Annotated in this window: 1 protein-coding gene; it reads right to left on the bottom strand. The window is 71.1% G+C overall.

Annotation, left to right across the window (positions count from 1 at the left end; translation table 11 throughout):
* Window positions 1-228: sugar transferase (locus tag ASF18_RS23190; protein ID WP_200917630.1), on the bottom strand; the 228-nt coding region annotated here is incomplete at both ends.

Raw genomic sequence — 228 nt, 5'->3', positions numbered from 1 at the left:
GAGGAGCTGGGGCAGCTCGTCGATGCTGGTCCGGCGCAGCAGGGCGCCGACGCGGGTCACCCGTGCATCGCCGCGGGTGGCCTGGTGCACGACCGCCCCGTCATCCAGCACGCGCATGGTGCGGAACTTGTAGATCTGGAACGAGTGCCCGTCCTTGCCGGTGCGGGTCTGGCGGAACAGGACCGGGCCCTTGCTGTCGAGGCGCACCAGGAGGGCGACCAGGACCAG

This window comes from Methylobacterium sp. Leaf89 (assembly GCF_001422215.1).
Lineage (GTDB): Bacteria > Pseudomonadota > Alphaproteobacteria > Rhizobiales > Beijerinckiaceae > Methylobacterium.
The sequence above is the reverse complement of the archived record's forward strand: the minus strand, read 5'-3'. Positions and strand labels throughout refer to the sequence as shown.